The organism is Burkholderia sp. LA-2-3-30-S1-D2, from assembly GCF_001523915.2.
Lineage (GTDB): Bacteria > Pseudomonadota > Gammaproteobacteria > Burkholderiales > Burkholderiaceae > Burkholderia > Burkholderia diffusa.
In genome coordinates, this window is the sequence record NZ_CP013384.1 from 2,375,748 (window position 1) to 2,397,873 (window position 22,126).

At 66.0% G+C, this 22,126-nt stretch carries 18 protein-coding genes; 7 read left to right on the plus strand and 11 right to left on the minus strand.

The features are described 5' to 3' along the window. Positions 1-47 precede the first annotated feature (47 nt). Together WS66_RS23815 and WS66_RS23820 are read left to right on the plus strand one after the other, a co-directional pair. On the plus strand, positions 48-545 hold the full coding sequence (locus tag WS66_RS23815) for a T6SS effector amidase Tae4 family protein (RefSeq protein ID WP_082728776.1): 498 nt from the start codon (positions 48-50) through the stop codon (positions 543-545). Positions 546-598: 53 nt separating this feature from the next. Next, positions 599-1,734 (plus strand): IS3 family transposase gene (locus tag WS66_RS23820; protein WP_442859285.1). Its coding sequence is split into 2 segments (ribosomal slippage): positions 599-863 and positions 863-1,734, totalling 1,137 coding nucleotides; the frame shifts between segments, so codons are not numbered across the junction. Between the two features lie 955 nt (positions 1,735-2,689). Here the strand turns inward: WS66_RS23820 and WS66_RS23840 are convergent. From WS66_RS23840 to hpnI, 9 genes are all read right to left on the minus strand, one after another. Next, positions 2,690-3,727: a GlxA family transcriptional regulator gene (locus WS66_RS23840; protein WP_059599151.1), complete on the minus strand. Its 1,038-nt coding sequence runs from the start codon at positions 3,725-3,727 to the stop codon at positions 2,690-2,692. 21 nt (positions 3,728-3,748) lie between these two features. Beyond that, on the minus strand, positions 3,749-4,549 hold the full coding sequence (locus WS66_RS23845; protein ID WP_059599150.1) for an ABC transporter ATP-binding protein: 801 nt from the start codon (positions 4,547-4,549) through the stop codon (positions 3,749-3,751). A gap of 21 nt (positions 4,550-4,570) precedes the next feature. Further along, entirely contained in the window at positions 4,571-5,284 is a 714-nt protein-coding gene (locus WS66_RS23850) for an ABC transporter permease (protein ID WP_059447650.1), read from the minus strand. Further along, positions 5,281-5,970, minus strand: a complete 690-nt coding sequence (locus WS66_RS23855; protein WP_059599149.1) for an ABC transporter permease — start codon at positions 5,968-5,970, stop codon at positions 5,281-5,283. The genes WS66_RS23850 and WS66_RS23855 overlap by 4 nt, the downstream gene beginning before the upstream one ends. A gap of 265 nt (positions 5,971-6,235) precedes the next feature. Next, positions 6,236-6,793, minus strand: a complete 558-nt coding sequence (locus tag WS66_RS23860) for a hypothetical protein (RefSeq protein ID WP_059599148.1) — start codon at positions 6,791-6,793, stop codon at positions 6,236-6,238. An 87-nt stretch (positions 6,794-6,880) separates the two neighbouring features. Beyond that, positions 6,881-7,921: a lysylphosphatidylglycerol synthase domain-containing protein gene (locus tag WS66_RS23865; protein WP_059599147.1), complete on the minus strand. Its 1,041-nt coding sequence runs from the start codon at positions 7,919-7,921 to the stop codon at positions 6,881-6,883. Further along, positions 7,918-8,802: a hopanoid biosynthesis-associated protein HpnK gene (gene hpnK, locus WS66_RS23870; RefSeq protein ID WP_059599146.1), complete on the minus strand. Its 885-nt coding sequence runs from the start codon at positions 8,800-8,802 to the stop codon at positions 7,918-7,920. Before hpnK ends, WS66_RS23865 begins: the two co-directional genes overlap by 4 nt. A gap of 3 nt (positions 8,803-8,805) precedes the next feature. Next, positions 8,806-10,248 carry a hopanoid biosynthesis associated radical SAM protein HpnJ gene (hpnJ, locus tag WS66_RS23875; RefSeq protein WP_306426965.1) on the minus strand — a complete coding sequence of 481 codons (1,443 nt, stop codon included), beginning with the start codon at positions 10,246-10,248 and terminating at the stop codon, positions 8,806-8,808. Between the two features lie 168 nt (positions 10,249-10,416). After that, the gene (gene hpnI, locus WS66_RS23880) at positions 10,417-11,592 is read right to left on the minus strand and encodes a bacteriohopanetetrol glucosamine biosynthesis glycosyltransferase HpnI (RefSeq protein WP_059599145.1); all 1,176 of its coding nucleotides are present in this window, start codon (positions 11,590-11,592) and stop codon (positions 10,417-10,419) included. Positions 11,593-12,233: 641 nt separating this feature from the next. Between hpnI and WS66_RS23885 the strand changes: the two genes are divergently transcribed. Next, positions 12,234-13,232: an LLM class flavin-dependent oxidoreductase gene (locus WS66_RS23885; protein WP_059599153.1), complete on the plus strand. Its 999-nt coding sequence runs from the start codon at positions 12,234-12,236 to the stop codon at positions 13,230-13,232. 88 nt (positions 13,233-13,320) lie between these two features. Here WS66_RS23885 and WS66_RS23890 read toward each other — a convergent pair whose 3' ends face one another. Continuing rightward, positions 13,321-14,322 carry an alpha/beta fold hydrolase gene (locus tag WS66_RS23890; protein ID WP_059599144.1) on the minus strand — a complete coding sequence of 334 codons (1,002 nt, stop codon included), beginning with the start codon at positions 14,320-14,322 and terminating at the stop codon, positions 13,321-13,323. A gap of 174 nt (positions 14,323-14,496) precedes the next feature. Between WS66_RS23890 and pdxY the strand changes: the two genes are divergently transcribed. From pdxY to WS66_RS23910, 3 genes are all read left to right on the plus strand, one after another. Further along, on the plus strand, positions 14,497-15,357 hold the full coding sequence (pdxY, locus tag WS66_RS23895; protein WP_059599143.1) for a pyridoxal kinase PdxY: 861 nt from the start codon (positions 14,497-14,499) through the stop codon (positions 15,355-15,357). A 330-nt stretch (positions 15,358-15,687) separates the two neighbouring features. Beyond that, positions 15,688-17,832, plus strand: a complete 2,145-nt coding sequence (locus WS66_RS23900; protein WP_059599142.1) for a phosphocholine-specific phospholipase C — start codon at positions 15,688-15,690, stop codon at positions 17,830-17,832. A 371-nt stretch (positions 17,833-18,203) separates the two neighbouring features. Continuing rightward, positions 18,204-19,352, plus strand: a complete 1,149-nt coding sequence (locus WS66_RS23910; RefSeq protein ID WP_059599141.1) for a branched-chain amino acid ABC transporter substrate-binding protein — start codon at positions 18,204-18,206, stop codon at positions 19,350-19,352. Positions 19,353-19,557: 205 nt separating this feature from the next. Here WS66_RS23910 and WS66_RS23915 read toward each other — a convergent pair whose 3' ends face one another. Further along, entirely contained in the window at positions 19,558-20,319 is a 762-nt protein-coding gene (locus WS66_RS23915) for a FadR/GntR family transcriptional regulator (RefSeq protein WP_059599140.1), read from the minus strand. 428 nt (positions 20,320-20,747) lie between these two features. Here WS66_RS23915 and gudD point away from each other — a divergent pair, with 428 nt between their 5' ends. Further along, on the plus strand, positions 20,748-22,100 hold the full coding sequence (gene gudD / locus WS66_RS23920) for a glucarate dehydratase (RefSeq protein ID WP_059599139.1): 1,353 nt from the start codon (positions 20,748-20,750) through the stop codon (positions 22,098-22,100). The last annotated feature ends 26 nt before the right edge of the window (positions 22,101-22,126 follow it).

Consider the following 22,126-nt stretch of genomic DNA (forward strand, 5'->3'; position numbering starts at 1 on the left):
CTACTGGGGAGACGAAGCAATTGCAAAAAGACACACCGGGGTGAGTTATGCCTAATCCATCTACGAAGGTCCGCACGAACGACACGCCAAAATCGAAGAAATCTGTACAGCTTCGAGTGCTGTCCTTTCAAGAGCTCTGGAACGCGTACCCGAAGAAAGACCCCTACGACGACCCCACTGGCGAATATGAGAATCAATGCGCCATTCGCATGAGCGTCACGTTTCACAGCATCGGAAGCGACATGAAGTCGTTTTCACAGAATGTGTTGAAGCCGATGCCGGGAAAGAAGATGCTAGGCCGTCTGATGCTTGGTGGCAAAGCGACAGCGACACGCGCGTACGAGCTGGCTGAATGGTTAAAGCTTCGCCCGTTCCTTGGGCTTGGCACACCTGACAACATCACTGGTCCAGATTGGCAAACCAAGATAAGAAACCGAACCGGTATCATCTACTTTTTCGGCTACTGGCGACAGGATGGCGATGCTGCCGACACACTCAGCGGCGGTCATATAGAGGTGGCCGCGCAAAATCGGACAGCGGGATAAGTGGAACGGCCGGGGCCTGAGCCAGCGATAATGCAGGCAAAGGAACCGAGGAAATGACGAAACGAACCCGACGCACGCACTCAGCGGCGTTCAAAGCGAAAGTGGCCCTGGCGGCTGTCAAGGGCGAGCGCACGCTGGCCGAACTGGCGCAGCAGTTCGATGTGCATCCGAACCAGATCACAGAATGGAAACGGCAGTTGCAGGAGCGCGCGGCCGACGTGTTCGGTGCGGCTGGCCCGGTGTCTAGCGAGCCACCGGTAGACGTGAAGACCCTGCACGCCAAGATCGGCCAACTCAGCCTGGAAAATGATTTTTTAAGCGGCGCGCTCACCAAGGCGGGATTGCTGAGCGCAAAGCGATGATTGACCGTGGCCATGCGTTGCCGGTTTCGCAGCAAGTCCGGCTGGTTGGTATCGCGAGATCGAGCGCGTATTACCGGGCGCGGCCTGTGGGCGAAGTCGATCAACGGCTGATGCGCCGGATCGACGAACTGCATCTGGAGTTCCCGTTTGCCGGTGCCCGGATGCTGGCGCGCTTGCTGCGCCGGGAAGGCTACGAGGTCGGCCGGCGCCGCGTACGCACGCAAATGAAGCGCATGGGCGTGGAGGCGCTGTACTGCAAGCCGAACACGAGTCGGCGCAACGCGCAGCACAAGGTCTGGCCGTATCTGCTGAGCGGCATGAAGATCGAGCGGGCCAACCAGGTCTGGGCACTCGACACGACCTACGTTCCCATGGCGCGAGGCTTCGTGTATCTGACGGCGGTGGTGGACTGGGCCAGTCGCAAGATCCTCGCGCACCGCGTGGCGATCACGCTGGAGGCCGTGCATGCCGTTGAAGCGCTGGAAGAAGCGTTCGCCCGCCATGGGCACCCCGACATCGTGAACACCGATCAGGGCAGCCAGTTCACGGCGGGAACATTCACCGAGGCGGTGCTGGGCCGAGGCATTCGACTGTCGATGGACGGCAAAGGTGCTTGGCGCGACAACGTGTTCGTCGAGCGCGTGTGGCGCAGCATCAAGTACGAAGAAATTTATTTGCGAGCCTACGAGTCGGTAAGCCATGCCCGGCGCTCCATTGGCCAATACATTGAGCTGTACAACCGCAAACGGCCTCATTCGAGCCTGGCGGATCAGACGCCCGATGAGGCATACTTCGCGACGCTGCCTGCGATCAAATCGGCAGCATGATCGCCCTGGACGCTCCACTTAAAACTCTCAGAAAACTGTCCGAACGAGCGAGGCCACCTCTTATCGACCTGTGGAACAAGGACACACTTACCCCATCCGTTGTGAGTTTCTTACGCTTCCGCATTGGCATGTCGCAATTCCGAAACCCACTGACAAACAACAGCTGGTTCTCCGACCTGGCCAATTCCAAAGAAATCCTATTCTGGGAAGTGAAATGAAACGTATGGCGCTCGCTATACTAGGGTTCGCGTGGGGCTTGCTCGTCACATGGGTGACCATCTACGCCCTCAATCACATCCGTTGGCCCGCGGTGAAGTCACATACAGCGGGTTGCAGCGACATGGAACACTGCACATCGCATGCGAAGTTCCTGTGGGGCATGTTCGCCATGCTGTTATGGCCCGCTGTCACATGCGCGATATTAAACGCGGTAGCGTATAAACGATGGTCGGGACGTCGTTGGGGAGGAGCATTTTTCGTTGTAACGTTGCTCGCCGCGCTGTTCTATTGCAAGCCATACGTCGCACCCTACTTAGGTCTTGCCGACTAACCCCTATCGCTGCTCTTGGGGATCAGATGTGCGCCGTCGTCGTCCACTTGTCGCACGCCTCCGGGCAAGGCCACAGCAAGCACCCTCATCTTGCGACTTGAAGCACCTTGCAGCCGAGCGAAGCGCGGATGGAGCTTGCGGGCGGTATACCGCTCCGTCGGGTGGTGCGACGAGTCAGAACCATTGCTCGAACCACTCCGGTTTCCTGACTGGCGCCGACACTTAGGCGAGGGCCACTTCGTGGGCCACGGCACCGGGAGGTCTTGCGTTTTCACAGCGCCTTTCTTTTGGTTACTTTTCTTTGGCAAGACAAAGAAAAGTAACCGCCGCCCCGCGCAGGGGCGACGCTAATAGACCGACACGATCACAGGTGCTTCACGCCAACCGGCGAGCAACCCACGAGAATCAATCCTTCGCCCCACGCTCGACCAACGCGCCCCCGCGAGGCTCACTCCCGGTTTGCTTTTCGAGCCAGGCTCGCCGGTCCTCGCGTGGCGTCACGCCGAACCGCTCCCGATAGGCATTGGAAAAATGCGCGGCAGAAGAAAACCCACAAGCGAGACTGACCTGCACGACCGATTTGCTCGTGCGCTGCAACTGCGTCCTTGCCTTGAGCAACCGGAGATTGAGGTAATACTTGGAGGGCATCGCCCCGAGATACTGCCGAAAGAGCCTTTCGAGCTGCCGCCGCGACACGCCCACGAGCCCGGCGATCTCATCGGTCGTCAGGGGATCCTCGATATTGGCTTCCATCAAAAGCAATGCATCGTTCAGCCGAGGATGCCGCTCGCCCGGCGCAGTCACGAAAGGAATCCGCTGCCGCTCCTCGCCGCTGCGCAGCGTGCCGGCCCCGAGCGCATCGGCAATGCGCTCACCCAGATCGGGCCCATGTTCCCGGCCGATCATGGCCAGCATGAAATCCACGGTAGCCTGCCCACCCGCGCACGTCGCGCGGTCCCGATCGATCTCGAAGATCTGCTGCGTGACGATCGACCGCTCGAACTGCTCGGCGAACTGCTGATACGTCTCCCAGTTCACGCTCACGCGATATCCGGAAAGCTGTCCGGCCATCGCAAGCCACCACACACCGTGATGAATGCCGGTCACGACCGGCGTCCGCTGCCCGACCCGCGCGAGACTCGCGAGAAACAACCGGTAGTCGGCAAACTGCTGAAACCGCTCCGACACGACGATCAGCCAGTCGCACGCGATCGCATCGTTGAACGCCGCATCGGCATGCCACTGCGCCCCGCCGACGAGCGGCACCGGCCGCCCGTCCCACGAACACACCTGCCAGCGATACAGCAAGCGCCCGTCGATCTCGTTCGCGAGATGCAACGCATCGACGATCGGACCCACGCCCGACATCGACACGGGCGGCAATGCAACGATCACCACCTGCGTCGTGCGGGTGGCGCCTGCGGGACGAGACACCGGTACCACGTATGAAACCCGCCCTTCGCGTTACTTGAGACTGCCCGACAGGAACTGCTTCAGACGCTCGCTCTGCGGACGCACCAGCACCTCCTTCGGATCACCCTCTTCCTCGGTCCGCCCCTGATGCAGGAACATCACGTGGTTCGACACGTTGCGCGCGAAACCCATCTCGTGCGTGACGACGATCATCGTGCGGCCTTCCTCGGCCAGCTTCTGCATCACCTTCAGCACTTCGCCGACCAGTTCCGGATCGAGCGCCGAGGTCGGCTCGTCGAACAGCATCACGTCGGGATGCATCGCCAGCGCACGCGCGATCGCGACACGTTGCTGCTGGCCGCCCGACAGGTGCGACGGATACTGCTTCTCGACGCGCGGCGCGAGGCCGACCTTTTCGAGATACTCGCGCGCACGGTCTTCGGCTTCCTTCTTCGGGATGCCGAGCACGTGCACCGGCGCTTCCATCACGTTCTCGAGCACGTTCATGTGCGCCCACAGATTGAAGTGCTGGAACACCATCGCGAGCTTCGTGCGGATGCGCTGCAACTGCTTGTGATCGGCAACCTCGAGCGCGCCGGCGCGGTCGGTCTTCGTGCGCACCGCCTCGCCGTCGACGACGATCTGCCCCGCATTCGGCCGCTCGAGAAAATTGATGCAGCGCAGGAACGTGCTCTTGCCCGAACCGCTCGCACCGATGATGCTGATGACGTCGCCCGCCTTCGCGTTCAACGACACGCCCTTGAGCACCTCGTTGTCGCCGTAGCGCTTGTGAATGTCGACCGCTGCAAGCTTGACGGAAGCGGACGCGCTCGTTTGAGTGATCTCGGCCAACTGGCTCTCCTCGAAGTGAAATCAATGACGGCCGGCCGCGAGATACGCGAGCCAGTGGCGCTCCGCCCGGCGAAATGCCGCGACGAGTGCGAACGATACCGCAAGATAGATCAGCGCGGCGATTCCGAACGACTGGAACGCCATGTAGGTCGCGGAATTGGCGTCGCGCGCGACCTTCAGGATGTCGGGCACGGTCGCCGTGAACGCGACGGTGGTCGCGTGCAGCATCAGGATCACCTCGTTGCTGTACAGCGGCAGCGCGCGGCGCAGCGCCGACGGCAGGATCACCCGGCGGTACATCGTGAACGGCGACATCCCGTAAGCACGCGCTGCCTCGACCTCGCCGTGCGGAATCGCGCGAATCGCGCCGGCGAAGATCTCGGTCGTATACGCGCAGGTGTTCAGCGCGAACGCGAGGATCGCGCAATTGAAGCCGCTGCGGAAAAACGCGTCGAGCAGCGAGTGCGACCGCACGAACTCGAGGCTGTACATGCCCGTGTACATCAGCAGCAGTTGCACGTAGAGCGGCGTGCCGCGGAACACATACGTGTAGAACCGCACCGGCATCGAAAGCCACTTCTTCTTCGATACGCGCGCGACCGCGAGCGGCACTGCGCACACGAAGCCGAGCGAAATCGACGCGACGAGCAGCCACAACGTCACCGCAAGGCCGGAGAGGCGCTGGCCGTCCCAGTAAAGGAACGCCTGGCCGAATTCCTGGAGGATCTCGATCATAGTTCTGCGTGCCGCACGCCCATGGAATAACGCTTCTCGAGCTGGAACAGCACGAGGTTGGAAACGGTCGTGATCGCGAGGTAGATCAGCGCCGCGACGAGGATGAAGAAGAACATGTTGAACGTGCTCTTGCCGGCGTCCTGCGCGGCCTTCACGACGTCCGCGAGCCCGATGATCGACACCAGCGCGGTCGCCTTCACAAGCACCTGCCAGTTGTTGCCGATGCCCGGCAGCGCGAAACGCATCATCTGCGGAAACATGATCCGCACGAACACGCGCATGCCGCTCATCCCGTAAGCCGCGCCGGCCTCGAGCTGGCCGCGCGGCACCGACAGGAACGCACCGCGGAACGTCTCGGTGAAGTACGCGCCGTAGATGAAGCCGAGCGTCAGCACGCCGGCGACGAACGGGTCGATGTCGATCTGGTCCCAGCCGACGAGGTCGGTGAACTGGTTCAGCCAGATCTGGATGCTGTAGAACAGCAGCAGCATCAGGACGAGATCGGGCACCGAGCGGATGAGCGTCGTATAACCGGTCGCGATCGCTCGCAGCACCCGGTTGTGCGACAGCTTCGCCACCGCGCCGATCAGCCCCAGCGCCACCGCGGCGGCGAGCGACAGCACCGACAGTTCGATGGTCTGCACGGTGCCGGCCCAGAGAACAGGACCAAAGCCGTAAAGGAACACGCGCGTCTCCAGTGTTGATATGAACACCGGCGCGCATACCTTTCCGCGCCGGGCTGACGCGGATAGTCGCAAGCGAAATTGATTGCCTCAAATCACCGTGCACGCGATTGCTGCGTTGCAGCAATTCGTCCCACCATTTGCAGGCACGGCCTACGCCACTGTTTCAAAAGGAAAAAAGCCGCTTCCTGACAGTCGGATGACACGCAGGGAAGCGGACTTTTTGCAATTTTCCGGTCGCTTTTTCGATATAGCGCCGCAGCCGGTCTCACCGCCCCTTCAGGATATCGGAGCGCGAAGTCGTATAGACAAGCCCGTCCGGGCCGAAATGAACGTTAAAGAATGCGTCGGTGTTCACGCCGTCCTCGAGCCAGCGCCAGCTCCACACCGTCTCGGGCTTCAGCGGGTATTGCGCGATGTCGCCCGGCTTGCCGAGCAGGCGCCGCACCTCGTCCTCGGTCATCCCGGGACGCACCTTCGCGAAATTCTCGGCGGTCAGCACCTGCGTCGCGCCCGTGTAGTGCCCGCTCGCGTCGAGGTCGACGAACCAGGTCTGGTTGCCCATCGGGCCGCGCGGATATTCGAGGCGCTTCGAGCCGTCCGTGAAGGCGCGCTCGGTCTCGGGCTTGCCCATCGTGGCGCGCACGTCGGCTTCGGTCGATACGCCGGCCTTCAGCCCCTTGAGCAGCAGCGGTGCCGGCTTGATCGCGTTGAAAAAGTCCCTGATGCGTTGCACGTCGAAATTGCCTTGCTTGTCGTCGCAGCCGGTCAGCGCCAGCGCGGCGGCCAGCATCGTCACGGGAAGAAGCCGGAAACGGAAAATCATCAGAAGAAATGCGCGTCGAGAAAACACGCGCCAAGGATACCCGCGCGACGCCAAAAGCGCGAGACGGGCGCGCGGCCCGTCTCGTGTTCAATGCATCGTTTCGGTTCCCACCTCGGCCTCGCGGCTCGCCTGCGCCGCGCGCGCCCCGGCCGGCGCGGCCTTGATCCGGCGGCGCGTGCGCACCAGTTCGGCCAGCTGCCACGAACCGAGCGCCAGGCAGCCGAACAGCACCTCGCGGCCGCGCTTGACCAGCGCGAGCGACAGCGCCGTCTCGCGATCGACGCCGAACATCTGCGCGAGCAGCACGACGGTCGCCTCCTGCACGCCGAGACCGCCCGGCACCATGAACGCCGCATGCCGCACGGCCTGCGTCATCGCCTCGATGGCGATCGCACCGCCGATCGATACCGGATGGCCGAGCAGCGCGAGCGCCCAGTAAATTTCGAGCGCGCCAAGCACATAGCCGGACAGCTGCCAGAAGAACGCGCTGAACAGCAGGCCCGTGCGCGACATCAGCCCATCGATGTCGGCATCGAGGCGCTTGCCGTCGACGCCCTGCAGCAACCGGTGCGAATCGCCGAGCAGACGCCCCGCGAATCGCTCGATCGCGTGGAAGATTCCGCCGCGCCGCATCAGCACGACGCCGAGCACCGGCAGCGGCAGCGTCAGCAGCAGCGCGAGGCCGATCGTGCCGCCGCCCATGTCGTGCGTCGTCGCGAGCAGCAGCACGAGGCCGAGCGCGGCGAACGCATACTGGACGACGATCGTCACCAGCACCTCGACGATCACCGACGCGGTCACGCGGCTCGCATCGGGCACCTGCCAGCGCGCCATCCGGATCCCGACCAGCTCGCCGCCGATCCCGACCACCGGCAGCAGCCGGTTCACGGCTTCGCGCACGGTCGCGACCCACCACAGGAACGACAGCGGCGCGCGCCGGTCGAGCAGCTGGTGCCACGCATACGCGTCGAGCAGCAGCGGCAGCGCGTGGAACGGCACGAGCCACAGCAGCGCGAAACCGGCGCGCTCGAGCATCTGGGTCACGTCGCCGATGCCTTCGTGCAACCCGAGCGCGAGGAGGATGCCGATGCCGAGCGGCCAGCCGAGCCATTTGATCCACTTGGTCATGACGGCTGCGCTCCCGGTGCGCGCGACGATTGCGCGCCGCGCCGCACCGCGGGCTGGCCGAATACGTCGGCAAAACCGCCGGTCGCGACGCCCGCAGCCTTCAGCGCGGCCGCGACGCGCGGCGACAGCAGCGCGTCCAGTTCGTCGACCGGACGGTAATCGGCCATCGTCGGCGTGATCGGGCCGTCGCCCGCTTCGGCCGGATGGCAGTAGATCTCGCCGACTCCGGGCGGCAGCTTGGCCAGCGCGTCGAGCAGCACGGCCTCGTCCATCGCGCCCGTATGCTCGATCCCGACCACATAGTCGTTATGTGCGAGCCCCGCGCGGTCGAGCCGCGCGCGCACCAGCGCGATCCACGGCTTGAGCAGCGCGGGCGCGCTCGTTTCGTACGGCAGCCGCACCGCGCGCAGCCCGTAGTCGCGGCCGATCTCGATGATCATCGACAGCACGGTCGGATGCAGGTGGAAATGCTTGTGCGCGTTCACGTGGTCGAGCGGCAGGCCGCTTGCCGCGAACACTTCGAACTGCGCGCGGATCTCGCGGCGCAGCTGCGCGCGCACGTGCGGCAGGAAGAAGAAGCGGCAGCCGTCCTTCGCCATCGCGTCGCCGAACCGCCCGTCGGGGCCGACGAGCGCGGGGATCTCATGCGCGGGCAGCGTGGCCGGCCCGTCCGCGAGGACCAGATGCAGGCCGACCGCGAGCGACGGCAGGCGCCGCGCGCGTTCGATCGCATCCTGCGCCGCGGGCGCACCGACCATCAGGCTCGCGGCGTTCAGCACGCCGTCGCGATGCGCGCGCTCGACCGCCGCGTTGACGCGCGGGTGCAGCCCGAAGTCGTCCGCGGTGAAGATCAGCGCCCGCGCCGCCCGCTGCGTCGTCACGAATCAGGCCTCGTGCGCGCGCAGGAAGCGGAAGAACTCGACGCCTTCGCGCAGCCGGCGCTTCATCATGTCCCAGCTCGTCAGCATTTCGCGGACGATCTCCCAGATCTTCGACGGACGGAAGTAGAACTGGCGATAGAACTGCTCGAGGTGGTGATAGATCTCGTCGCGCGACAGGTGCGCATAGCCGATTGCCGCCAGCTGCACGCCTTCCTTGCTCACCAGGTTGATGGTCTTGTTCTCTTCCATCCAGCCGTTTTCCACGGCCTGCTTGTAGAGCGTCGTGCCCGGATACGGCGCGGCGAGCGACACCTGGATCGTATGCGGATTGATTTCCTTCGCGTACTCGATCGTCTTCTTGATGGTTTCCTGCGTCTCGCCCGGCAGGCCGAGAATGAAGGTGCCGTGGATCTTGATGCCGAGCTTCTTGCAGTCCGCGCTGAAGCGGCGCGCGAAATCGGTGCGCACGCCCTTCTTGATGTTCACGAGGATCTGGTCGTCGCCGGATTCGAAGCCGACCAGCAGCAGGCGCAGGCCGTTTTCCTTCATGACCTTCAGCGTCTTGTACGGCACGTTCGCCTTCGCGTTGCACGACCACGTCATGCCGAGCTTGCCCAGGCCGATAGCGATGGCTTCGGCGCGCGGCAGGTCGTCGGTGAAGGTGTCGTCGTCGAACATCAGTTCCTTCACTTCCGGCATGTTGTCGCGAATCCACTTCGCTTCGGCGAGCACGTTCTCGACCGAGCGCGTGCGGTAGCGATGGCCGCTGACCGTCTGCGGCCACAGGCAGAACGTGCAGCGCGACTTGCAGCCGCGGCCCGTATAGATCGACACGTACGGGTAGTTCAGGTAGCCGATGAAGTAGTTGTCGATCTTCAGGTCGCGCTTGTAGACGGGCGCGACGAACGGCAGTTCGTCCATGTTCTCGAGGATCGGACGCGCTTCGTTGTGCTCGATCGAGCCGTCCTTCGCGCGCCAGCTCAAGCCCTTGATCTCGGGGAACGGCTTGCCTTCGGCGATTTCCTTGCAGGTGTAGTCGAATTCCTCGCGGCACACGAAGTCGATCGCCTCGCTCGCCGTGAGCGAGTTGTGCGGATCGACCATCACCTTCGCGCCCACCATGCCGACCAGCATCGACGGCTTCATCTTCTTCAGATCCTGCGCGAACATCGCGTCGGTCGGGAAGGACGGCGTGCTCGTGTGGATGATCACGAGATCGTAGTCGTTGGCGATCTTCAGCGTCTCTTCGACCGACAGGCCGTCGGCCGGCGCGTCGACGACGCGGCTGCCCGGCACGAGCGCCGCCGGCTGCGCGAGCCACGTCGGGTACCAGAAGGAACGGATTTCGCGCTTCGCCTGGTAGCGCGAACCGGCTCCGCCGTCGAAGCCGTCATACGAAGGGGCCTGCAAGAACAGCGTTTTCATGAATGCTCCGGTAGCCTGCATAGTTCGATTCGTTTTCAACGATTCAGTCAATCAACCGCGGGCCGCCCTGCCGGCGCCCGCCTCTCTGTCATGTCGCGTCGCGCGGGCGTTGCCGCGCGGCGCGTCTCGGCCTTCGGGCCGGATTCGATCGGGACCGCACGCATGGCCGGCTCCCTCGGGGAACGCACCTCAGCGGCCGTCCCCGCCTTCCACTGCCGCCGTCGCGCGCTCGCCGCCGACGACCGTCATCCTCGCGCCACGCCATACGACGTGCGTGCCGAACGCGGCCGCGAGCCATTCGAGCGCGAGCAGCGTGTCGCGCACCGCGACGAGCGGGAGATCGCGCCAGAAGGCGCACCAGCCGTCCTCGCCGCGCGCGTGCAGCACGAGCCGCCCGAACGCACCGACGACGGCCGCGCCACCCGCCAGCGTCCCGGCGACGGTGCCGTCGAGGCGCAGTGCCAGTGCCGCGCCGATCGCGAGCCACGGCGCGGTAAACGTGATGAACAGGAACGCGAAGCCGGCCGGATTCAGCGAACGGATCGTGCGCAGCCAGCGCGTCTCGCGGTGCCAGAGCGGCCCGAACGACGGCTCGATCACGTCGGTCGCGACCTCGACCTCGGACAGAACGGTGCGCCGCCCGAGGCGACGCGGCAGCTCGGCAAGCCAGAAATCGTCGGCCAGTTCGTCCTTCAACGCGATGAAGCCGCCGATCCGGGCGAGCGTGTCGCGCGTCAGCGCGAGCGTCGCGCCGAAGCCGAAGCGGCTCGAGCGGCCGAGGTGCGTGATCCGTACCGACGGCGCGAACCAGGCATCGACGAACTGCGCGCCGATCCGCGTCCAGAACCCGCCGACGCTGCGCGCATGATACAGGCACGTGACGACCCCGACCGACGCGTCGGCGAGCGGCGCCGTCACCCGCTCCAGATAATCCGGCTTCACCGCGATGTCGCTGTCCGCGATCACGATGCGGCCGTACTTCGCCCGCTCGGCCAGATTGATCAGATTGCTGACCTTCAGGTTCTTGCCGTGCACGCGCGCGTCAATCACGAGCGTAATGTCGCATTCGGGATAATCGGCGCGCAGCCGCTCCACCACGGCGATGGCCGGATCAGCCGCCGAAGCGACCCCGAACAGCACTTCATGGCGCGGGTGGCGCTGCTCGCAGAACGTCGCGAGGTTCTCGTACAGGTGCGGCTCCGCGCCGCACAGCGGTTTGAGCACGCTGACTGGCTCGAAGCCGTCGCGCGCGGCGGTGCGCGGCGTGCGCGGCTGCGGCGCGAACGCGGCGACAAGCGCGTAGCCAGCCGCGGCCAGCGTGAACACGGTCAGGAGCCAGTCCAGCAGCGTGACGGCCGGCGTCATGCGCGATGCCCTCCGGCAACGCGCGCGCCCTGCCGATCGATCGAACCGGGTTGAACGTGATTGGATATTCCGACAGCAACGAACGCGGGCACGACCCGACTCCTTGTTCCAGCAGCGTCTGTGTAATGGGGAGGCACGGCCCATTCCCCGAAGGCGGCCATGCCCGGCTTCGCGTGGCACATCCTCGCGCGATGCCCGGACGGGATGCGGGAAGATTCGAATGGCTACCATCGGCACAACATGGGCAAGCGCCGGATTTTATCAGCCCGAGCCGACGTGCGCTCGGACGCCTCGCGTAACGGACTGGTGCGATTTCGGCAAAGCTGTGCGGCCGGGGAACCATTCTGGTGCCACCCCGTTCACGTTAGCGTAAGCGCTTTGCAGGCATATTGCAGTCTTGAAAATCAAACGTTTCGTGGAAATTTGTGCGTCGATGCGAAGACACGCGCAATCGCGGTAAAGATCGGTAATTATTTGGTGATTGAGTCCATTTTTGCAACAATCACCAGACCTTACCTTGCACCCCTGAAAGGCGTATGGGTATCCGCGCGTCGCCAGCGCGTTCCGGAACCCTTTGGCAAAATCGTCGCCATCTGTTGCGCATGCGCATCACCGCGCCCCTCCCTTTCGAAGGCCACCCGATGATTCCGTTTTCCGTACTCGATCTCGCTCCCATTCCCGCCGGCACGGACGCTGCCCAGGCGTTCCGCAACACCGTCGATCTCGCACAGCACGCGGAGCGCCTCGGTTATCGGCGCTACTGGCTCGCCGAACATCACAACATGCCGGGAATCGCGAGCGCGGCGACCGCCGTCGTGATCGGTCACGTGGCGGGCGCGACGAAGACGATCCGTGTCGGCTCGGGCGGGATCATGCTGCCGAACCATGCGCCGCTCGTGATCGCCGAGCAGTTCGGCACGCTCGCGTCGCTGTATCCGGGGCGCATCGACCTCGGGCTCGGCCGCGCGCCCGGCACCGACCAGACCACGTCGCGCGCGCTGCGCCGCGACCTGATCGGGAGCGCCGACTCGTTTCCGGACGACGTCGCCGAACTGCAGCGCTACTTCGCGGAGCCGGTGCCCGGCCAGCGCGTGCGCGCGGTGCCCGGCGCGGGGCTGGACGTGCCCGTGTGGCTGCTGGGTTCGAGCCTCTTCAGCGCGCAGCTCGCCGCGATGCTCGGACTGCCGTTCGCGTTCGCGTCGCACTTCGCGCCGGACTATCTGATGCGAGCGCTCGAGCTGTATCGCGCGCAGTACCGGCCGTCGGCCGCGTGGCCGAAGCCGCATGCGATGGTCGGGGTCAACGTGTTCGCGGCCGATACCGACGACGAGGCCCGGCGCCTCTTCACGTCGCTGCAGCAGCAGTTCATCAACCTGCGCCGCGGCACGCCCGGCAAGCTGCCGCCGCCCGTCGACGCGCTCGAGGCGAGCGAGTTCGAACTCGCGAACGTCGCGCACGCGCTGTCGTTCGCGGCCGTCGGCTCGCGCGACACGGTGCGCGACAAGCTGCGCGACCGGATCGCGCAGACGGGCGCGGACGAGGTCATCATCACCGCGCAGATCTACGATCACGCCGCGCGGGTGCGCTCGTTCGAACTGGCGGCACAGATCCGCGACGAACTCGCGAACGAAACCTGCTGACCGGGCGGGTGCGCCCGCGCACGCGTCATTGCGGCGGGTGCACCGCCTCCATCCCCTCGAGCAGCGCCTTGTGGAACGCGTCCGGGTCCTAGATCTGCGGCGCGTGCCCGAGCGCCGGGAATTCGACGAGCTGCGCGCCGGGAATCGCCGCCTGCGTGCGTTTCGCGAGTTCCGGGTAACGACCGAGCTTCGCGTGCACGTCGGGCGGCGCCACGTCCTTGCCGATCGCGGTCGTGTCCTTGTCGCCGATCAGCAGCAGCGTCGGCACGCGGATCGCGCCGAGTTCGTAGACCACCGGCTGCGTGAGGATCATGTCGTAGATCAGCGCGGAGTTCCACGCGACCGCGTCGCGGCCCGGGCCGCGATACATGCCGGCGAGCATCTGCACCCAGCGCTCGTAGGACGGTGCCCACTTGCCCGCGTAGTAGGTCGCCTGCTCGTAGCGGCGGATGCCGTCCGCCGTCGTCTTCTGCTCGCGTGCATACCAGTAGTCGACCGACAGCGGCGGTACGCCGAGCGCCTTCCAGTCCTCGAGGCCGATCGGGTTCACCAGCACGAGCTGCTCGGTCGCCTTCGGGTACGTCAGCGCGTAGCGCATCGCGAGCATACCGCCCGTCGAATGTCCGACGATCGTCGCCGACTTCACGCCGATCGACTCGAGCAGCGCATGCGTGTTGCGCGCGAGCTGCTGGAAACTGAACTGGTAGCGCTCGGGCTTCGACGATTTGCAGAAGCCAATCTGGTCCGGCGCGATCACGCGATAGCCGGCGCGGCTCAGCACGCCGATCGTGTCCTCCCACGTCGCCGCGCAGAAGTTCTTCCCGTGCAGCAGCACGACGGTGCGGCCGTTCGGGTGCGCCGGCCGCACGTCCATGTACATCATCTCGAGGGTTTCGCGCTGGGACACGAACGCGTAGCGGTGCACCGGCTCCGGATAGGCAAAGCCTTCCAGGCGGGGGCCGTACGCGGGCCCGTCGTTACCGGCCGGCGCCGGGACGGCGGCCGCGGCTGGCGTCGCGCATGCGGCAGCGACACCCGCGCCGAGCACGGCGGCACGCGCGAGGGACAACATCTTGCAAATCGAGGGCATGGCGATCACGGTAATGGGAAATGCACGCGGGCAACCAGGCGGCCCCGCGCACCGCGATTCTACGCGGTCGGGCTGACGACGGCGCGCAACACTCGATGACTGCGCGGCTTCCGCGCACGCGACGATCTCGGGTATCGTGTGACGTGACCCTGAAACGCCTGCAGGCGAACGCTCATGAAAAACGTCCTCAGCATTCAGTCGCACGTCATCTACGGACACGCCGGCAACAGCGCGGCCGTGTTCCCGATGCAGCGCCTCGGCGTCAACGTCTGGCCGCTCAACACCGTCCAGCTGTCGAATCACATGCAGTACGGCCACTGGGCCGGCAGCGCGATCGATGCCGCGAAGATGGAGCAGCTCGTCGACGGCGTCGCCGCGATCGGCGCGCTCAAGCGCTGCGACGCGGTGCTGTCCGGCTTCGTCGGCTCGCCCGCGCAGGCGCGCGCGACGGTCGAGATCGTGCGCACGGTGAAGGCGATGAACCCGAACGCGTGGTACTTCTGCGATCCGGCGCTGGGCCAGACGGGCGGCATCCGCCCCGAACCCGGCGTCGAGGAATTCATCGTCCAGGAGATGCCAGCGCTCGCGGACGGCATGTCGCCGAACCACACCGAGCTGCAGAAGCTCGTCGGGCGGCGCATCGAGACCGTCGCCGAAGCCGTCGATGCCTGCCGCGCGCTGATCCGCCGCGGCCCGAAGATCATCCTCGTCAAGCACCTGCACGACCGCAACAGCCCGGCCGACCGCTTCAACATGCTCGCCGTCACCGAGACCGAGGCGTGGATCGGCCAGCGCCCGCTGTATGCGTTTCCGCGCCATCCGGTCGGCGTCGGCGACCTCACCAGCGCCATCTTCGTCGCACGCCGGCTGCGCGGCGACTCGGTGCGCGCCGCGTTCGAGCACACGCTCGCGGCCGTGCACGCGGTCGTGAAGGCGACCTACGACGCGCGCCGCTACGAGCTCGAACTCGTCGCCGCGCAGGATGAAATCGCCCGCCCGAGCGAATGGTTCGGTGCGTGGGTGACGGACGCCTGACGCCGCCGCATCCGCGTCGCCGGCGCGCCATCTGCTGTCCTGCTGTCCTGCTGTCCTGCTGTCCTGCTGTCCTGCTGTCCTGCTGTCCTGCTGTCCTGCTGTCCCGCCCTCCCGCTGTCCGCGTCCCCGTTTCCCTTGCACCACGACCGCCGGCCGTTGTCCGTTCAATGCCGCGCCTGCAAACGTTTCCGGACTTCACATGAATGACACCGAATACTCGCTATGCTCGCGGCGGCACGACCGGTGCAGCCGCATCCTGCGCCGCCGACGCGCCCGTTATTTCCCGCATGTCCCGCCAACCGGCTCCCCCTTTAACGCACGATAACGACCATGACCCGATCGAACCGTCGTGACTTCCTGCGCGTCGCCGCCGGCACCGCCGGCGCCGCCGCGCTGAACCTGTTCCCGCCCGTGATCCGCGATGCGCTCGCCATTCCCGCGAACCGCCGTACCGGCACGATCCGCGACATCGAACACATCGTGATTCTGATGCAGGAGAATCGCTCGTTCGACCATTACTTCGGCACGATGCGCGGCGTCCGCGGCTTCGGCGACCCGCGCCCGCTGCGCCTCGCGAACGGCAAGTCGGTGTTTCACCAGCCGGTCGGCCCGGCCGAGCTGCTGCCGTTCCACCCGGGCGCCGACAAGCTCGGTTTGCAGTTCCTGCAGGACCTGCCGCACGGCTGGCAGGACATGCACGCCGCGTGGAACAAGGGCCGCTACGACCAGTGGGTGCCGAACAAGGGCACCACGACGATGGCGTACCTGAAGCGCGACGACATTCCGTTCCACTACCAGCTCGCCGACGCGTTCACGATCTGCGACGCGTACCACTGCGCGATCCCGAGCTCGACCGACCCGAACCGCTACTACATGTGGACCGGCTACGTCGGCAATGACGGCACGGGCGGTGGTCCGGTGCTCGGCAACGAGGAAAAGGGCTACGGCTGGACGACCTATCCGGAAGTGCTCGAGCAGGCCGGCGTGTCGTGGAAGATCTACCAGGACATCGGCACGGGGCTCGACGCGAACGGCTCGTGGGGCTGGACGCAGAACCCTTACATCGGCAACTACGGCGACAACGCGCTGCTCTACTTCAACCAGTACCGCAGCGCGCTGCCCGGCACGCCGCTGTACGACAAGGCGCGCACCGGCACCAACATCAGCGCCGGCGGCACGCTGTTCGACGTGCTGCAGCAGGACGTGAAGAACGGCACGCTGCCGCAGGTGTCGTGGATCTGCGCGCCGGAAGCGTACTCGGAGCACCCGAACTGGCCGGCGAACTACGGCGCGTGGTACATCGAGCAGGTGCTGAAGGCGCTCGTGTCGAATCCGGACGTGTGGAGCAAGACCGCGCTCTTCATCACCTACGACGAGAACGACGGCTTCTTCGATCACGTGCAGCCGCCGTTCGCGCCGCAGTCGCGCGACAACGGGCTGTCAACGGTCGCGACGACCAACGAGGTGTTCGCTGGCGATGCGTCGCACATGGCCGGCCCGTACGGGCTCGGGCCGCGCGTGCCGATGCTGGTGGTATCGCCGTGGACCAAGGGCGGCTGGGTCTGTTCGCAGACCTTCGATCACACGTCGCTGCTGCAATTCATCGAAGCGCGCTTCGGCGCGCAGTACGCGGTCACCGCGGCGAACGTGTCGCCGTGGCGCCGTACGGTGTGCGGCAACCTGACGTCCGCGTTCGACTTCGCAACGCCCGACGCAAGCTGGCCACAGCTCCCGGACACGAGCGGCTACGCGCCGCCCGACCGCAACCGTCACCCCGACTACATCCCGGTGCCGCCGGTCGTCCAGCATCTGCCGAAGCAGGAGGCCGGCCTGCGTCCGGCGCGCGCGCTGCCGTACGAACTGTTCGTGCACGGCCGGATCGACAACGCGAGCGGCCAGTTCCGGCTGACCTTCGCGAACACCGGCGCGGCGGGCGCGGCGTTCCAGGTTCAGGCGCGCAACCGCGTCGACGGCCCGTGGACCTACACGGTCGACGCCGGCAAGCGGCTCTCCGACACGTGGAGCCCGGCGCCGTCGCTCGGCCTGTACGACCTCGACGTGTACGGCCCGAACGGCTTCTATTGCCACTTCCGCAGCCCCGCCGCGTCCGCGGTCGGCCCCGCGAGCGTCAACCCCGAGGTGATCTACGGCTACGACGTCGCGAACGGCAACATCACGCTGCGCCTGATGAACCGCGGCCACAAGACCGTGCAGCTCAAGGTGACGAACGCATACGGCCACGGCCATGCACGTGAGTTCGACCTCAAACCGGGTACGCACGTCGACGACTACTGGGACCTGCGCGGCAGCAACGGCTGGTACGACCTGACCGTCAGCGACGGCAAGCCGCTCGGATTCCAGCGCCGCTTCGCGGGCCACGTCGAGACCGGCCGCCCGAGCACCAGCGACCCACTGATCCGCACGACCGCGTCGCACGACGACGCCGAAGCCGCATCGGACGCGCTGTCCGACTGACGGTTCCCATGACGCGGCGCGGCCCCGGCGGGCCGCGCCGTGTCTGCCCCCCACCGCCGCCCGCCTTCCGACCCGTTGCGCTCGCGACGGGAAACTCCCGATACCGGCCGCCCACGCTCGCATAGAAGCTATGCGCAAATCCGCACCGAATGCGCAGCAAATTGCCAAGACCCGCGCATATCGGCGACCTATATATCGAAGCGATCGGGGCTCCTCGCAGAGCCTGACGGGAGATTCTTCCGGGAAGCATCAGCATGCCAACCTCCCCGCCCGATTCCGAGAAGCGGTCGAACCGCCCGCCCGTCGCACGCGCCCGGCCCGCCGGCTGCGTGCGGTACCCACCCGCTGGTGTAAGAACAAGAGGAACGAACATGAAATTCCGTCATTCCCTGTTGTCGGTATCGGTCGTATCCGCGGTAGCTCTCCTCTCGCAACAGGCCGCTCAGGCGGCCGACTCAACCGACGTGAAGGTCGGCTTCGCCGCGCCGCTCACCGGCGTGAACGCCGGTTACGGCAAGGATCTCCAGAACGGCGTGCAGCTCGCGCTCGACGATGCGGCCGCGCAGAAGATCCAGATCGCCGGCAAGCCCGCGCACTTCAACCTCGTCGTGCAGGACGACCAGGCCGACCCGCGCATCGGCGTGCAGGCCGCCCAAGCGCTCGTCGACCAGAACGTGTCGGTGGTGGTCGGCCACTTCAACTCGGGCACGACGATTCCGGCGTCGGTGGTCTACGACAAGGCCGGCATCCCGGTGATCGACCCGGCCGCGACCAACCCGACGCTTACGTCGCGCGGGCTCGCGAACATGTTCATGGTGATCGCGACCGACGGCCAGAACGCCGGCAACGCGGGCAAGTACGCCGTGGACGTGACCAAGGCGAAGCGCATCGCGATCATCGACGACCGCACCGCGTTCGGCCAGGGCGAGGCCGACGAGTTCGAGAAGGCCGTGAAGGCGGCCGGCGGCAACATCATCGGCCGCGAGTTCACCAGCAACCAGGCGGTCGACTTCCGCGCGCAGATCACGAGCCTGAAGGGCAAGAATCCCGACCTGATCTTCTTCGGCGGTCTCGATTCGCTCGCCGCGAACTTCATCAAGCAGATGCGCCAGCTCGGGCTGAACGCGCAGTTCGTCGGCGGCGGCGGCGTGAAGGACAACGAGTTCATCAAGATCGCCGGCCCGGCCGCGGAAGGCGCGATGGCGTGGGAATACGGACGGCCGCTCGACGAGCTGCCGCAGGGCAAGGATTTCGAGCAGCGGTTCAAGAAGCGCTTCGGTGTCGACGTGCTGTCGTATGCGCAGTTCGGCTACGACGCGGCGTGGGCGGCGATCAAGGCGATGCAGGCAGTCAACTCGACCGATCCGAAGGTCTATCGCCCGGTGTTGAAGAAAGTCGATTTCGAAGGTGTCACCGGCCGCATCTCGTTCGCGAGCGACGGCTCGCTGAAGAGCGGGATGTCGACGCTGTATCAGGTGAAGAGCGGTACGTGGAAGACCATCGTGACGAAGGGAGGCTGATCGAGCGGGATCGGCTGCCTGGATAGCCAGGTGGCCTGGGGGCGGGCCACGGCGGAAACGCCGCCCCGCCTTCTCTCGCACGATGCGCGTGCCGACGGATGCGTCGCCAGCAATAAAACGATCGGCGCACTCGCGCCGATCTTATACGATGACTGATGTTGCGGCGATATTCGACGTGACCCGCGGCATTGTGCGGGGCGACTCGTCAGCTGGCCTGCGTGTCGCGTTCCGCCTCGGCCGCCTCGTGCGCACGGCGCAGCCGCTCGCGGCTGTTGGTCAGGTGCGTGCGCATTGCGGCACGCGCGGCCTCCGGGTCGTGACGCGCGATCGCCTCGTAAATGTCTTCATGCTCGTGATTGAGCCGGCCGACATAGCGCTCGAGGTCGTCACCGGCGAAGCGCGCCGAATTCACGCGCGTGCGCGGAATGATCGACGCGCCGAGCTGCGTCATGATGTCGACGAAGTAGCGGTTGCCGGTGGACTGCGCGATCTGCAGGTGGAACTGGAAATCGAGCTGCGCCGTGTCGCGGCCGCCGCCCGCCCCCGACGCGATTGCGTCGAGCGCCCGCCGCAGCGCGGCGAGGTCGGTATCGTTCGCGCGCTGCGCGGCGAGGCTCGCGCATTCGCTTTCGAGGCTGATGCGCAGCTCGAGCACGGCTAGTACGTCGCGCAGCGTCGTGATGGTCGCGGGATCGATGCCGAGCGCCTGGCGGCGCGTCGGTTCGAGCACAAAGCTGCCGATGCCGTGGCGCGTCTCGACGAGGCCGCTCGCCTGCATCCGCGAGATCGCTTCGCGCACGACCGTGCGGCTGACGCCCTGCGCCGCCATGACTTCGGTTTCGGTCGGCAGCTTGTCGCCGGGACGCAGCGTGCCGTTTTCGATCTGCGCGGTCAGCGCGTCGACGACATCTTGTGCGAGGCTGCGTGCGCGACGGCGCGGCGCTGCGGGAAGCGTGGGCACGGACATGAGGCCGGTTCCTTTTTGAATGATCGTAATGTGAGCCGAGGGTTTACGCGGGGTTTGAGCGAACGCCAATGATTCATTATACTGCGTCACAAGTCATCCGACGACTGATGATCGCGATACGGATCTCCTGTTGACCAAGGCTGGTGTACAAGCACCTGCCGGGTCCCGTGGTTCACGATCGGCCAGCATTCGCGCTTGTGCGCGGCTGCCGGCGCCCGGTTTCACGGTCGACACCGAAGCGCGCATCCGCGCTTGGCTCCGGTCCGCCGCGACACCGGCATCGAGCGGGTCGCCCTCACCCTTTCGGGTTGCTGTCGACATGCGGGGCTTGCGCGCCGCGCACGTCGGTTGTCGAATGATCGCACCTCCCGCCGCGCGCGGCAAAGCTTTTGCCGCACGGCATTGCCCACTCTTTCGCCATCGCCGCCATGAACGCCGTCACTGCCTCGCCTTCCCACGACACGCCGCGCATCGTCGACCTGCAAGCCATCCCGGTCGCCGGCCACGACAGCATGCTGCTCAACCTGAGCGGTGCGCACGGCCCGTTCTTCACCCGCAACCTCCTGATCCTGAAGGACAGCGCGGGCCGCACCGGCGTCGGCGAGGTGCCGGGCGGCGAAAGCATCCGCCGCACGCTCGAGGATGCGCGCGCGCTCGTCGTCGGTCAGGCGGTCGGCAACTACCATGCGGTGCTCAACGACGTGCGGCGCACCTTTGCCGACCGCGACGCGAGCGGCCGCGGCCTGCAGACCTTCGACCTGCGCACCACGATCCACGCGGTCACCGCGCTCGAAGCCGCGCTGCTCGACCTGCTCGGCCAGCATCTCGGCGTGCCCGTGGCCGCCCTGCTCGGCGAGGGACAGCAGCGCGAGCGCGTCGAGATGCTCGGCTACCTGTTCTACGTCGGCGACCGGACGCAAACCGCGCTGCCCTATCGCGACGGCCGCGGCGCGACCGACGACTGGACGCGCGTGCGCGACGAGGCCGCGCTGACGCCCGAGGCGGTCGTGCGCCTCGCCGAAGCCGCGCATGCGCGCTACGGGTTCAACGACTTCAAGCTGAAGGGCGGCGTGTTCGAAGGCGCGCGCGAGATCGAAGCCGTGACGGCGCTCGCCGAGCGCTTCCCCGACGCGCGCGTGACGCTCGATCCGAACGGCGCGTGGTCGCTCGACGAAGCCGTGCGGCTGTGCCGCGACCTGCATCACGTGCTCGCCTATGCGGAAGATCCGTGCGGTGCGGAAAACGGCTACTCGGGCCGCGAGGTGATGGCCGAATTCCGCCGCTCGACCGGGCTGCCGACGGCGACCAACATGATCGCGACCGACTGGCGGCAGATGGGCCATGCGGTGCAGTTGCAGGCGGTCGACATCCCGCTCGCCGACCCGCACTTCTGGACGATGCAGGGCTCGGTGCGCGTCGCGCAGATGTGCCGCGACTGGGGCCTCACGTGGGGCTCGCATTCGAACAACCACTTCGACGTGTCGCTCGCGATGTTCACGCACGTCGCGGCCGCCGCACCCGGTCAAGTCACCGCGATCGACACGCACTGGATCTGGCAGGACGGCGAACGGCTGACGCGCGAGCCGCTGAAGATCGAGAACGGGCTCGTGGAAGTGCCGAAGCGTCCGGGTCTCGGCATCGACATCGACATGGATGCGGTCGCGGTCGCGCACGAGTTGTACAAGCAGCACGGGCTCGGCGCGCGCGACGATGCAGCCGCGATGCAGTATCTGATTCCGGGCTGGACGTTCAACAACAAGCGCCCCTGCCTCGTGCGCTGAGCGCAGGACGATCCGGGCGGCTGGTC